The organism is Crassaminicella indica (genome assembly GCF_019203185.1).
GTDB classification, from domain to species: domain Bacteria; phylum Bacillota; class Clostridia; order Peptostreptococcales; family Thermotaleaceae; genus Crassaminicella; species Crassaminicella indica.
Genome location: NZ_CP078093.1, coordinates 1,052,472 through 1,065,841, shown reverse-complemented (window position 1 = coordinate 1,065,841; position 13,370 = coordinate 1,052,472). Strand labels below are relative to the sequence as shown.

General features: G+C 29.2%; 14 protein-coding genes. 4 read left to right on the top strand and 10 right to left on the bottom strand.

What is annotated here, in order from left to right:
• Positions 1-18 precede the first annotated feature (18 nt).
• The 4 genes from KVH43_RS05090 to KVH43_RS05075 form a co-directional block, all read right to left on the bottom strand.
• Positions 19-1,449 carry a spore germination protein gene (locus KVH43_RS05090; RefSeq protein WP_255547817.1) on the bottom strand — a complete coding sequence of 477 codons (1,431 nt, stop codon included), beginning with the start codon at positions 1,447-1,449 and terminating at the stop codon, positions 19-21.
• Between the two features lie 13 nt (positions 1,450-1,462).
• Complete coding sequence (locus KVH43_RS05085; protein WP_218283775.1) at positions 1,463-2,596, bottom strand: Ger(x)C family spore germination protein; 1,134 nt, start codon at positions 2,594-2,596, stop codon at positions 1,463-1,465.
• Positions 2,577-3,671 carry a GerAB/ArcD/ProY family transporter gene (locus KVH43_RS05080; protein WP_218283774.1) on the bottom strand — a complete coding sequence of 365 codons (1,095 nt, stop codon included), beginning with the start codon at positions 3,669-3,671 and terminating at the stop codon, positions 2,577-2,579. The genes KVH43_RS05085 and KVH43_RS05080 overlap by 20 nt, the downstream gene beginning before the upstream one ends.
• 108 nt (positions 3,672-3,779) lie before the next feature.
• A complete protein-coding gene (locus KVH43_RS05075; RefSeq protein ID WP_218283773.1) occupies positions 3,780-4,922 on the bottom strand; it encodes an SH3 domain-containing protein in 1,143 nt (380 codons plus the stop codon).
• Between the two features lie 255 nt (positions 4,923-5,177).
• Here KVH43_RS05075 and KVH43_RS05070 point away from each other — a divergent pair, with 255 nt between their 5' ends.
• Positions 5,178-5,522 carry a DUF805 domain-containing protein gene (locus tag KVH43_RS05070; RefSeq protein ID WP_218283772.1) on the top strand — a complete coding sequence of 115 codons (345 nt, stop codon included), beginning with the start codon at positions 5,178-5,180 and terminating at the stop codon, positions 5,520-5,522.
• A 35-nt stretch (positions 5,523-5,557) separates the two neighbouring features.
• Here the strand turns inward: KVH43_RS05070 and KVH43_RS05065 are convergent, their stop codons facing one another.
• The 3 genes from KVH43_RS05065 to KVH43_RS05055 all read right to left on the bottom strand — a co-directional run bounded on the left by KVH43_RS05065 (position 5,558) and on the right by KVH43_RS05055 (position 7,683).
• Positions 5,558-5,770: a DUF3006 domain-containing protein gene (locus tag KVH43_RS05065; RefSeq protein ID WP_218283771.1), complete on the bottom strand. Its 213-nt coding sequence runs from the start codon at positions 5,768-5,770 to the stop codon at positions 5,558-5,560.
• Positions 5,771-5,778: 8 nt separating this feature from the next.
• Positions 5,779-6,951: a ComEC/Rec2 family competence protein gene (locus tag KVH43_RS05060; RefSeq protein WP_218283770.1), complete on the bottom strand. Its 1,173-nt coding sequence runs from the start codon at positions 6,949-6,951 to the stop codon at positions 5,779-5,781.
• 156 nt (positions 6,952-7,107) lie between these two features.
• Positions 7,108-7,683 (bottom strand): hypothetical protein, encoded by a 576-nt coding sequence (locus KVH43_RS05055; protein ID WP_218283769.1) that lies wholly within the window; start codon positions 7,681-7,683, stop codon positions 7,108-7,110.
• A gap of 158 nt (positions 7,684-7,841) precedes the next feature.
• Here KVH43_RS05055 and KVH43_RS05050 point away from each other — a divergent pair, with 158 nt between their 5' ends.
• Complete coding sequence (locus tag KVH43_RS05050; RefSeq protein WP_218283768.1) at positions 7,842-8,570, top strand: ZIP family metal transporter; 729 nt, start codon at positions 7,842-7,844, stop codon at positions 8,568-8,570.
• 18 nt (positions 8,571-8,588) lie between these two features.
• Here the strand turns inward: KVH43_RS05050 and tadA are convergent, their stop codons facing one another.
• Positions 8,589-9,041, bottom strand: a complete 453-nt coding sequence (gene tadA / locus KVH43_RS05045; protein WP_218283767.1) for a tRNA adenosine(34) deaminase TadA — start codon at positions 9,039-9,041, stop codon at positions 8,589-8,591.
• A 153-nt stretch (positions 9,042-9,194) separates the two neighbouring features.
• Between tadA and KVH43_RS05040 the strand changes: the two genes are divergently transcribed.
• Both KVH43_RS05040 and KVH43_RS05035 read left to right on the top strand, forming a co-directional pair.
• Positions 9,195-9,479: an ArsR/SmtB family transcription factor gene (locus tag KVH43_RS05040; RefSeq protein WP_148810643.1), complete on the top strand. Its 285-nt coding sequence runs from the start codon at positions 9,195-9,197 to the stop codon at positions 9,477-9,479.
• A gap of 463 nt (positions 9,480-9,942) precedes the next feature.
• A complete protein-coding gene (locus KVH43_RS05035) occupies positions 9,943-10,899 on the top strand; it encodes an arsenic resistance protein (RefSeq protein ID WP_218283766.1) in 957 nt (318 codons plus the stop codon).
• An 83-nt stretch (positions 10,900-10,982) separates the two neighbouring features.
• Here KVH43_RS05035 and KVH43_RS05030 read toward each other — a convergent pair whose 3' ends face one another.
• Together KVH43_RS05030 and KVH43_RS05025 are read right to left on the bottom strand one after the other, a co-directional pair.
• A complete protein-coding gene (locus KVH43_RS05030; RefSeq protein WP_218283765.1) occupies positions 10,983-12,155 on the bottom strand; it encodes an MFS transporter in 1,173 nt (390 codons plus the stop codon).
• Positions 12,156-12,212: 57 nt separating this feature from the next.
• Positions 12,213-13,073 (bottom strand): GNAT family N-acetyltransferase, encoded by an 861-nt coding sequence (locus KVH43_RS05025; protein WP_218283764.1) that lies wholly within the window; start codon positions 13,071-13,073, stop codon positions 12,213-12,215.
• Positions 13,074-13,370 lie beyond the last annotated feature (297 nt).

The window sequence follows — 13,370 nt, the reverse complement described above, 5'->3', positions numbered from 1 at the left end:
TTCACCATTGGCAAAAATTTACTGCCTTGTTTTATCCTTTGTATGTAAAAATTTTGGCCTCATTTTGGCTAATGTAATATCGCTAAAAATATAATTGATTATATCTTTAAAATGAAATGGTGCAAGAGGAGCAGAATAAGGTACACCAAAGCTTGTTTGGGCGCATAAGTTAATCATAATAACTGTAAATCCCATAACAAATCCAAATAATCCAAATATACCTGTTATAAAAATCAAGAAAAATTTTAATATGCGAATAGAACTGATAATCGTATAATCTGCTGCTACAAAGGAACACATCATAGATAAAGATACGATAATTACTAAAAGTGGACTGACTAATCCTGCAGCAACTGCAGCTTGTCCTATTACGATAGCTCCAACAATTCCAATAGCTGGTCCTATTTGCTGCGGAAGCCTTATACTTGCTTCTCTTAATATTTCTGCTATAAACTCCATAACAAGTGTTTCTATCAACGCATTGAAAGGAACAGTTTTCCTAGCAATAGCCAAGCTTAAAATATATTGGGGTGGCAAAATATCTGTATGAAAGCTAACAACAGCAATATACAAAGCAGATACAGTCAAAGTTATACACAATGCTAATGCAGTCAGTATTTTAGAAAATATCGCTAAATATAAATTGTTATAATGATCCTCTCCTGTATCCAAAAATTCAATAAAGGTTTTCGGTACTATCAAGCCTAAACTACTTCCTTCTACAAGAATACAAATCTTTCCTTCTAATAGGTTGGCACAGGCTGTATCAGACCTCTCTACAATACCTGCTTGAGGAAATAAATCAAAAGTATTGTTCAAAAGAAATTTTTGAACATATCCAGACTCAAGTATGCCATCTACGCTGATCTTTTGGATTCTTTTTTTCACTTCATTCACATATTTAGGGTTTGCTATATCTTTTATATAAATAACAGCTGTATTTGTCTTTGTTCTTTTTCCGATTATCGACTTATCAATTCTAAGAGAAGGATCTTTTATCCTGTAGCGAACAAGAGACAAATTAGTATCGAGATTTTCAGTAAAAGCATCCTTAGGACCTCTTAGCGTAGTTTCTATTTCTGGCGTCTGAACCTTTCTTTGCTCAACCTTTAAAGTGTTTGCAACAATATATTTAGCTTCCTTTAAAAGAATAATAATCGACTTTCCTTCTAAAATATACTCAACTATCTTTTCTTCATCATCATCACTAAAAATATCATCTAAATAAACAATAGACAATAATATTTTATCTATAGTAAGCATTTGCTCTTTTCCATACTGTAATATAGGCTTTATAATGTTGTCCGATAATACTCCTCGATCTGTCAACTCTGGAATATATAATATAAACACTTCTTCATTAAAAATAGATAGTTTTCTTACAGACACACCAAAGTTTTCTTCTCTCAATTCTTTTATTTTATTTATCAATCGATTATTATTTTTCATATTAATCCATCCTCTAATATTTCTTTTTAGCATTTGGATCTGCCAAGCTTTTGTTAACAATTTTTGTTTGAACTACTACTTTTATATTCATCTTAGGAAAGACATCTTCCCATTTTATTTTTTTATAAATTTTAGGATATTTGGCTTTAAAATATCTTCTGAATTGAAAATAATCACATTGAAACTCTTTTTGTGCTTTTTGAATAGCTAGCATCACTTTATTTTTCACTTTTTCTGATAAACTCTTTTCTAATTCCTTTATATCATTATCAGTAACTGGCTGTATATCATATTGATACTGAAGCTCTGCCTTTAAATCTAAAGCAATCTGAATAAAAACTTCATTATCTTTATAGTTTGTTTCAATCTTTCTTTTTTTAACAGCTACACGAAAAGATGTATTGTTATTCTTATTTTTATAATATGGAATTACTTCAACGATTCTAGGCTTTTCTGCCAATATGTATAATACGCCATCGGTTTCTTCAAGATCTATCTCGCCTATTAATTTTGATTTTTTCATAACTGCAAGCCCTAAATACTTTATATCTCCCTTTTCAGTACCTATATAAGGTACAGCATAGCATCCTCCTCCTGTTTCTACATTAAAAAGTAATTCCCCAACTGTTGGATACATAGCTTTTCCACTGCTTGCTAAGTGATTCAAAATATTCTCTATCAAAAATCCTACAGACATATCTTTTTTTGTTTTCATTTTAAATAATTCTCTAGGCTTTTCACGACACACTACTGGTAAAATAGTTTTTCGATAATCATAAATGTGATTGATCCTATATAAATAAGGTTCTATTCCCTTTTTTGCAAAATTTTGTCCAAATACAACAACTCTTGTTGCCCCTAAAAATGTAGAGCAAGGATTTACTGCATCATAATTTACTCGAGCTTCCTCAAAGGTTTTTCCATAAGATAATAAATTATATACGCCTGCTACTTGAGACTTTTCTTGACTTGCAGCAGAAGGCGTAAGCTGTGCAATTTCACCTGAAAATTCAATATCCTTTCCAACAGCATCTACCCCAATAGCAACAACAATACACTTCTTATCAATATCCCTATAATCCCAACAGCTTGTCAGAATAAATAAACATATAAAAAGCATACATACCTTACTGTACTTTTTTATCATATTTTTTCACCTTCGTAATAAAAAATAATATGGCTGGTATTAATACCATACATACTAATCCGTAATAACTAACATAATTTAGTATTTTTTGTACTTGCTCAAAGGTAGTAGGAATCAGAGAAACAATATAGGCCATTATCACAACAACAAGCGCAAGGTAGTTAAAATGAACCTTTTTAAAGAATTTGCTCAAAAGAAAAATTCCTCCGTAAGCCCATATAATCATGGTACAAAATATAGCCATAATCCATATGATTAAAAAAATACCATCTAATCTTCTAATAAACTGTAGACTTTGAATATCTATTCTTCGTATGGTAGCTAGTACTGCATCATTATAGTGAATAATACCATCTACACTCATTACAGAAATACAAGATTCTGCTACTAATATATATATGATCCCTACAAATGCTACAATAAAAACTGTATATTTTAATACATTTTTACTATTCTTTTTATTAAAAGGAATAACAGTTAATATCTCTACTCCTAAAAAAGGAAATATGAGTTTAACAGATGCTTTTAAATATGCTGGCAAATCTTCCATAACAAAAAAAGGCTTTAAGTTAATGAATTTTCCTTGTGTAAACATAGCAAAATGCATCATAACTGTAACAACAATAATTATAACTCCATATATTTCACAAATTCTTGCAATAACACGCAATCTCTTTGTCAATGCATAATAAGCAATACTGAAAAAAACAAAACTCAATGCCCATACAGGAGTTCTTAATAATATACTAAGCTTAATGGTTTCGCTAGAAATTCTCCCTAACATGCTAAAAACTAAAAAATAATAAAATATATACAGGTTCATAAATATATATGTAACAACTTTACCTGTTAATATTTGACTATACTCATATATAGTTTTATTTTTATGAACATACGAGAGATATGTAACCATATAAGTAATAATCATTACTATAAATGTTACTACAATTAGGGTAAACCAACCTCCTGTTCCTGAACTTTCTGCAACATTTTTAGGAAGCCCCATCACACCATACCCTACAAGCGCACCAAAAATAATAAAGGCAATTTGTCTATTTGTAATATAATCAGTCAAATATATTCACCTCCATAACCTTAGCTTTTCCATTTAGCTTTAATCAATACATACCTTTATATAAAAAGACTTCAGAACATTCTCTGAAGTCTTAAAAAGCTTTCTTTTCTAATTTAAAAGATAAACCTTCACATTATATGTTTTTCCAAAATCTCTTACTTCTTTCATCTGCTTATTTCCTATATCTCCCAAATAAATATCTATTGTTTTTCCTTTTACACCTCCACCAGTATCTGCTGCTAAATAAATACCGTTATATTTTGCTCGCCAGTCACCTTCATCAAATAATACAAGTATTTTACTTCCTAATGGAATCTTTCTTGAATCTACAGCAACAACCATCGCTTCTTTCCAACTCTTTCCATTTAAGTTGTATCCCGTTCTTGTAAATCCTCTATATTTTGATCCTACAGCTTTTCCACAAGAAGCAATAGATAAATCATAAGCTGTAGCAGCATAATCGCCTCCAAGATATGTAGCATTTTCTATTATTTCTTTAAAAGTATTTACTGCTTTTTCTTTAACTTTTTCCTTAACTTCTTTTTTTGCAAAAGCTTCGTAAAAAAAGTCTTCATGAATAAGCTTTACTTCGTTTGCATAAATAAAACCTTCTCCTTTTTTTCCCCACATAATATGAAAATAACCATCTTCATAATCATCAATCTTTACAATATAGTTTTTATCCAATTCTTTTATGAGCTTACTATCCTTTGATGGTTTTTCATAAACAGCTCCCTTTTCAGACATAATTTTAGCTTTTTTATAAACAGGCGTAGTAATAATATATTCAGAAGGTACCCAACCAATTACTTCATCTCCCATACCTAATTGGTACCAGTCTCCTTTTTTTTCTAATACTGCTACTTTTGTTGCAAACCCTACTCTTCCCATAATATCAGAACTAATATTTGGTTCTTTTCGTACTTCTATAGTTCCTATATTAACAATTCCATTTTCTATTAATTTTTCATTCTTATCCTTAACCAAAATACATTCACTATGAACCCAGCCAAACATTCCATCACTTGTAGAAACTCTATACCATTTTCCCTGATTCTCTTCAATAAACACTTCCTCACCAAACCCTAAAAAATCTAAACTTTGTGAAGAAGACTTAGGCTCTTTACATAAAACTGTATTTTTATCAATAACAGTTCCTTTTACAATTTCTTGTGCATAATTTATTGAAGGAATAAATAGTATACACAATAAAACAATAGTAATTTTAACCAAATCTTTAAAAATATTCATTAGAAAAGAATTCCCCCTTATTTTGTTTGAATTTAACATTATTTTATATTTGACAAAAATTTTAAAAATCCTCTAAAAAATTATTTTATAACTACCTTTATTTCATTCTATAGATAAACAACTTCAAAACTCACTTCGTTCAAACAAGGAAATAAGAATTAAAAAAATTATTGTAATAATTTCTAAAAAACAGTATAATAGCTTATGTTATCCATTATATTCAATTATTGTTATTTTGAGAGGAGGTGAATATATATGGGAAGGTTTTTTACTTTTAATGGGAGAATCAATCGATTAGCATATTGTGGATATATTTTCTTAGCTGGTTTAATTACTATGATCCCTCAAATAATTTATGCACTTACAGAAAATACATTTGCATTCATTATATATATTCTTATGTATATTGCTTATGTAGCATTATCAATCTGCCTTGCAGTTCAAAGACTACATGATATTGAAAGACCTGGAACTCATTGGTTTTTATTATTGATTCCCCTTTACAATATTTATTTAGGTTTTCTTTTATTATTTAAAAAAGGAACAGATGGTCCTAACCAATATGGTGAAGACCCTTTAGCAAAAAAAGCAACTATGTAGTTTACATCAAAGGCGTCAGTATGCACTGACGCCTATTATTCCCACAAATCCTCAACTATTGTTTCTATTTCCTTTTTTCTTTTCAAGGTTTTTTCATAATCAATACGAATACTATTTCCACTTATTACTAGTACATCTCCTTCCTTTGCAGCATATGGGATTTTACTTCTTTCAATATTTATTATATTTCCATCTTCTCTTTCACACACAGCAGTGCTTTCTTCAAATCGATCTATAACCAAATACATACGATCACCTACTTTTTAGATTTTCTAAATCCGGCTTCCTGAGCTTCCCTTTCTGTCTTAAATAAAACTTCTGCATTTACTTTTTTATAATAAGCTCCATCAGGCATATGATATATTTTTTCTCCTTTACTATTAATATTTCCTTTTATTAAGCCATTTCCATTTTTATCAACATATGCTTTTTCTTCATAGCTTTCTGCTTTCGCTGTAAATATATTGTCTTGACTTGACTTATTTTTATTTATACTAGCTTTTTCAGTATTGCTTCCTCTACCATAACTATAATCCCCTGGATTTACATTAAATTTAATTTTTTCTCCATCACTTACTGCAATAATCGTTCCATTTTCATCTGTTCTATAAACAGGAATATTTTTATTTTTCAATTTATCCATTGTTTCCTTATGAGGATGTCCATAATCATTTCCTGTTTCACACATAATTACAGCATATGCAGGATTTACTTTATTTAAAAATTCTAAAGTTGTAGAAGAATGGCTCCCGTGGTGTCCAACTTTTAATACATCTGCTGATAAATCAAAGCCTTTGCGTATCATTTCCTCTTCTGAAATATCTTCTGCATCTCCTGTAAATAAAAAGGAAGTATTGCCATATGTTAATTTCAGTACAATAGAATAATTATTATAATCCTTATATTCTTTGCTATTTGGTGCAAGAATAACCCCTTGTGCATCTCCTAATACTATTTTACTCCCAACTACAGGAGTCGTTATTTTTAATCCTTTATTTTTTATTGCCGTAACTACATCTTTAAAGGTTTTACTATTATGGGTAACCTTTGGCATGTAAACTTTTCCTATATCAAAAGTATTTATCACTGCATCTAATCCTCCTATATGGTCTTCATGAGGATGCGTTCCTATAACATAATCCAACTTTTTTATGCCTTCCCTTTTTAAATAATTAACAACCAAATCGGAATCCATATTATTTCCTGCATCAATAAGCATATTATTTTCACCATTTTCAATAAGTATGCTATCTGCCTGCCCTACATCAATAAAATGCACCTTTAAATTTCCTTTCACATCTGCTACAGCCTCAGTCCCTACAGTTTTTTCTTGACTTGTCTTGACAACTTGTTCTTTTGCACAAGCTGTTAAAACTAATAGAAATGCTATGATGATTAAAAGATAATGTTTTTTTGACAAGTTTCTCACTCCATTTCCTTATTTTTGCAATCACCTCCATTATAACACGATGCTACATTTTTGTCGTATTATTTATATGTTTGTCGATTCTTTGCAAAATCTATAACTATTTAATACAAATAAAAAACTTCCTATTTATTTGAATAGAAAGTTCTCACAATCACATTATATTTTTCCCTTTTTGGCAAACTGCCACACTAATTTCATCTCTTCTTCTGTAACATCTATATGATCTAAAAGCTTGTTTGATTTTAACATAGTCTTTAAAGATGTTTCTTTTTCATTGAAAATAAAAATTGCTCCTTTAGCCATTTGTTTTGCAGCATCATATCTTGCTTCATATGAATAGATAATAGTAGCTGCTATAGACATCCAAAACCGGATTTGCTTAGTGGGTATATGTATCTGAACTTTTTGCATATCCTCTACAAGAGAAAAAAACTTTTTAGAATATTGAAATTTATTTGCTCTCATGAAGGATCTTATTCTGTCAAATTCATATCCTTTTAGCTTCCCTCCTATTTCTCCCCACTTGGTGTAACATTCATAAGCTCTATAAAAATCCCTCGAATAATATTCATAAATCAACCCTTTTGTACTATAAGCTCTTGTTAAAGAAAATTTATCTTTATGAAATTCTCTTAATGCAGTATCCATAAGTTCAATAGCTTTATTAATTTTCTTAGGATCTCTAGTAACAGCAAGATCTAATGCATCTTGAATATAATGCTGTAATATCAAAAATCATCCCTCCAAGTAAGACCATATTTTTTATTATAACCATTCAAAAATTTATTACGCAGAGTTTTTTAGAGATAAAAAAAAAGAGATAAAAAAATTATTCGGTGGCATACTAAATAAAAATAATTTTTCTCTACTCTTTGAAAGGTAGGTTTAGTATGTGGAAAGCAGCTATTTGGGGAGGAATCGCTGGTTCTTCAGTATTTATTGGATCTTTAATAGGCATTTATTTTAATATGAAAAAATTCATAATAGGGCTTATTATGGCATTTGGCACAGGTGTTTTAATAGGTGCAGCTTCCTTCGAACTTCTTATTGAAGCAGTTAAAGACGGTAGCATAAACATTACAGCAATGGGTTTTATTTTTGGTGCTTTTTTATTTACTATTTTAGACTTAATCGTTGTACACAAAGGAGGTCATCAACGAAAGCGTTCATCAGAAAAGTCAAAGGAAAATTCAGGATTAGCAATCTTTATCGGTACTCTAATGGATGCAGTTCCTGAATCTATGATTATTGGAATCAGTATGATAGGTCAAAAAAAAGTAAGCTGGCTTTTGGTAGTTGCTATCTTTATAAGCAATTTCCCTGAAGGGTTATCCAGTAGTATTGGATTAAAAAAAGGTGGCTATAAGAATAGTAAGATTCTTTTTTTATGGTTAATGGTTTTAATCCTTTCACTCCTAAGCTCCTTGTGTGGTTTCGTTTTTTTGAAAAATACATCTTCTAACTTAATTGCAGCTATTAAAGCTTTTGCAGCTGGAGGAATTGTCTCTATGGTTTCCTCCACTATGATGCCAGAAGCTTATGAAGAAGGAGGTCCTATTGTTGGACTTATATCAGCCCTCGGACTGCTTAGTTCTTTAATACTTACTAATTTTGATTAAAAAAACAATGGCTTGATCTTATTTTCTTTTCCTTAAATTTCTAAAAAACTCCTTCATCACAGCAGCACATTCCTCCTGCATCACACCTCTTATAACCTCTGTTTGATGATTAAATCGCTCATCTTCAACAATATTTAATATAGATCCTGCAGCACCACCTTTAGGATCCATAGTTCCTATGATCAGTCTATCTATTCTAGATAACATAATAGCCCCTGCACACATAGGACAAGGTTCTACAGTTACATAAAGATCACATCCAATAAGACGCCACCCCCCTAAAGCTTTGGAAGCTTCACGAATAGCTAAAATCTCTGCATGACTAGTTGGGTCTTTACTTCTTTCTCTCAAATTATGTGCTCTTGCTATTATATTTCCATCTTTTACAATCACTGCACCGATAGGCACTTCTTCTATTTCCATAGCTTTTTTAGCTTCTATTAAAGCTTCTTTCATATATATTCGTTCCATGTCTACCACTTCCTAATAATAATATTTTAGACTTACAATATCCATTTTATAGATCATTAAAAATAATTAAATTTATTGAAAACATTATATCTATATATTATAATATACAGATATAAGATATAAAAATATTATGTTATCGGAGGGGATATTTCTGTGCAAACATATAAAACAAATTCTGAAATTTTTGAACAAAAAGCAGAAATACTCAAAGCATTAGCTCATCCAGTTAGACTCTGTATTATCCAGACACTATATCATAATGGACCTACTAATGTAACAGATATGCACAATTGTTTAGATAAACCACAATCAACTATATCACAGCATATTTCAAAATTAAAATCTGCAAATATCATTGTTGGCAAAAGACAAGGTACAGAAATCATTTATTCAATTAAAAATGATCAGATAAAAGAAATCATTCGAATATTATTTTGATTTTTTTAAAACATTCAATAGCAATTTTAAGAGACGCAATAAACGTCTCTTTTTTCTTAATCGTGAACTACACCCCTCTTACTTCGTTGAAATTTGTGCAACCACATATTCTATCCAATCCTCAAAGTGCAACTCTATATTTCTCATTATATCATAATTTCAAATTATAAAAAATGAGCTTTAATCCCACGTTAAAACCGTGGGATTTGATAGTATTCTTACCATAAGTCTAATAAAATCAGATATTAACATTATATACAATTATTTGGTTATACTATAGATAAACCTTTATATGTTGATTTATCTGAATTATATAAAGCTTACACAGTAATTATTGTTTTCCTAAATGATTTTCATTATTGACATATTATAAAAGCTTATGTAATATATATATATCGTTATATTTTAATATTTGAATATAACGATATATATGTATATATTTTTGAAAGGCTGGCGATTACTAATGTGGAATCTATTAAAAATATTAAAAAAACACCTTGCAAAAAGTATTCTTGCATCTATGGTGCTTGGTTTGATTTTTGGTTATTTTTTTGATTCAAAATTTTTAAGTATGTTCATCATCCCTCTTACTTTTTTGATGGTTTTTCCAATGATGGTCAATTTAAATTACAAAGAATTACTTAATAAAGGCAATGGAGCATTAATTGTCTCCTCTCAAGGGATAAATTTTATCTTAATTCCATTTATTGCTTTTTGCATCGGCTCAATATTTTTCAAAAACCAACCTATGATTTTTGTAGGCTTTATGCTGATGTCCGTACTCCCTACTTCAGGAATGACCATTTCTTGGACTGGATTTGCTAAAGGAAATATACATGCTGCAATTAAAATTACTATTGTTGCGCTTTTACTTAGTGCACTAATAGCTCCTCTAGTTTTAAAAATGTATCTAGGTACTACTGTAGCTATACCAATGTTTAAAATTATACGACAAATTCTTATTGTAGTATTAATTCCAATGATTGCAGGAGCTACACTTCGATATATAATGATTAATAATATTGGACTTGAACAATACAACAGTAAATGGAAGATGCGTTTTCCTCTTTTATCAAGTCTTGGTGTAATAGGAATCATCTTCGTTGCAACATCATTAAAAGCAAAGACAATTATTAATAATCCTTCTATAATAATTTTGCTTATAATACCAATTATTTTGTTTTATTTAATCAATTTTACCATTACAACAATGATCGGACGTTTCTTTTTCTCATGGGAAGATTCTATAGCTTTAGTTTATGGTACAGTGATGAGGAATCTTAGCGTTGCATTAGCTATTGCTATGACTGCATTTTCATCTGAAGGTTCAAACATCGCATTAATTATTGCAGTTGCCTATATTTTTCAAGTACAAATGGCTGCATGGTATATAAAGCTAGTACAGAAAAAATCTGTATAACAATTATTTTCAATATTTTCTCTATATGAAAAGATGTCTCCAACTTTTGAGACATCTTTTTGTATTTTAAAGCAATATAATAATCATATCTTTTTTAACTTATTGCTAAATAAAATTATCAGATAAGATACGATAAATATAATAGCAGCCATCATAAAAGGTATTTTAGGATATATATCTAATAAAGTTCCAGCAAATAAAGAGCCTCCAACCATTCCCACAGAGTTAGCAGAATTTTGAAGTCCCATGATTTTACCATGCTCATTCTTGCTTAAGTTTGATACCATTGTTTGTAGCAGTGGCTTAAACATAGAAATAAAAAATACAAATATTAAAAATACAATAATTGAAATTGGCGATAGTAATTTATCTATCATTGAAAGAATAATAAGGGTAATACCCGTAACCAATAATACATATTTAAGTGATTTTTTATCACCATATTTTCTTGATATTCTTGGCGTTAAATAAACATTGGCAATCATACCTATAATACCTGTAAGAGCCATATAATACCCTATTTGCAATGGATTTAAATTCAAATATTTCTTTAAGAAATAATTTATACCTGTAGAATAAGCAATAAATGAAAATGATGTGAAGAATACAACTAAAAGTAATGTTCCTAAAGCTGTAGGCATATATTTTTTAAAATCATCTTTTATTTGAAAGATAAAATTTTTTGATGTTTTTACATCCTCAATCTTCACATTACTTTCTGGTAAAAGAAAATAAACTATTATAGCATGTATAATAAGTCCTAGTGATTGAAAAATAAAAGCATGATGGTAATCATTTACACCTATGTATCCACCAACTAAATATCCTAATGCTACTCCAAAACCCGTTATAGCTGTATAATAAGCTATAGCTTTACTTCTATTTGTATGATCTGTCTCATCAACAATATAAGCTATAGCATTGGTAAATATAGATGCAGCAAAACCACCACCAAAAATTCTAAATATAAGAATCAATACTGGAGATGTAGAAAAGCCAAATCCTATTTGTGCAAGTCCATAACCTATAGAAGGAAGATATATAAATAATTTTCTGCTCCTATATTTATCTGATAAGCTTCCCCAAATGGGTGACATAGTAAAGCTCGCTATAGACATAGTAGCAAACATGATTCCATACATCAGTGAAGACATATTTAAACTAACAACTAATTCTGGTGTAACAGGATGAGCTGTATTTGCTAAAATACTCATGAAAAACATTGCAACAATTAAATAGATTATTTTTTTATTCAAAATCAGCACCTCATATATTAGAATTTTATCCTCACATTTTATCATATGTCATCAAAGTTAATCAAGTTGAAACCAATCGCTAACTAATTTACTTTCTTTAAATCCTCTTTTCTTATACATATCATAAGCTAAAGTATTTTTTGTAGCAACAATCAAACCTATTTCTTTTACTTTCTTCAAATTCAAAAAGCTAATAGCCGTTTCTAAAAGCAGCTTTCCATATCCCTTTCCTCTAGCACTCTTAATTAATCCTAAATCAAATTCTCCCACTCCGTCTTTAATATTAAACTGCAAAAAACCTATCATTTCATTATTTGCTATAGCTATATAATTATTTTCATCTGCTCTTTTTATATATTCATCAATATCACTCTCTGTTAGCGTTGCTGCATTTGGAACTTCTTTAAAGGCATCATTATAAATCATTAAATATTCTTTCTTATTTTCCTCTGATAACTTAACTAGACTTAATGGTGAATATTTAACTCTTATATTATCTAATGTCATCCTTATTACCGAATATTGTTTCTCTATATCTAAAGTATTTAAATTTCTAATTATTGTATCATCCTTTGTACCTAAAAATATTTCCCTTGCTCCATATTTTTTGGCTATATTCTTAGATTCTTCTATTATCTCACACAAAACTGTCCTCTTATCCTCTATGCTTTCATTTATATCTAACTTAATTATATATGCTATTCCTTTCTTATTACATTCTTTTAATATTATTGATGCCATTCCCATAATATATTGTCCTTTGATCTTTAAAATAACTCCTCTACCAAAATCAAATTCTTCAGATTTAATTTCCTTATCCATATCCTCAAAAGATAATTTATTTATTTTATTTCTATTTATAAACTGAAGAAATTTCTCTACTTCAAATTTATTTAATTCTAAATAATTTTTAATCATGCTCCCTACCCCTTTTAATATAGTTCTTTTATATACGTTTCTAATAAAAATTGTATAGCAACCTTTACGAAATTGCTATACAATAATTAATTTTGTCTTATTTGAAGTTGTTTATCTATAGGTAAACAACTTCAACATAAAAAAAGAAATATATAAAGATAAGTGAATGACTTCGATAACTTTTGTAAAAAAACTTACTGAAATTTCATAAAAAATACGTTAAGAACCTTCATTGTTTGAACGAAGTGAGTTTTGAAGGTTTAGTATTTTTTCATGAAATGAAGTTTTGTTTTTTCA

Coding starts and splice junctions, on each gene's coding strand:
- KVH43_RS05090 (WP_255547817.1), bottom strand. CDS start 1,449: ATGAAAAATAATAATCGATTGATAAATAAAATAAAAGAATTGAGAGAA.
- KVH43_RS05085 (WP_218283775.1), bottom strand. CDS start 2,596: ATGATAAAAAAGTACAGTAAGGTATGTATGCTTTTTATATGTTTATTT.
- KVH43_RS05075 (WP_218283773.1), bottom strand. CDS start 4,922: ATGAATATTTTTAAAGATTTGGTTAAAATTACTATTGTTTTATTGTGT.
- KVH43_RS05070 (WP_218283772.1), top strand. CDS start 5,178: ATGGGAAGGTTTTTTACTTTTAATGGGAGAATCAATCGATTAGCATAT.
- KVH43_RS05065 (WP_218283771.1), bottom strand. CDS start 5,770: ATGTATTTGGTTATAGATCGATTTGAAGAAAGCACTGCTGTGTGTGAA.
- KVH43_RS05050 (WP_218283768.1), top strand. CDS start 7,842: ATGTGGAAAGCAGCTATTTGGGGAGGAATCGCTGGTTCTTCAGTATTT.
- tadA (WP_218283767.1), bottom strand. CDS start 9,041: ATGGAACGAATATATATGAAAGAAGCTTTAATAGAAGCTAAAAAAGCT.
- KVH43_RS05035 (WP_218283766.1), top strand. CDS start 9,943: ATGTGGAATCTATTAAAAATATTAAAAAAACACCTTGCAAAAAGTATT.
- KVH43_RS05025 (WP_218283764.1), bottom strand. CDS start 13,073: ATGATTAAAAATTATTTAGAATTAAATAAATTTGAAGTAGAGAAATTT.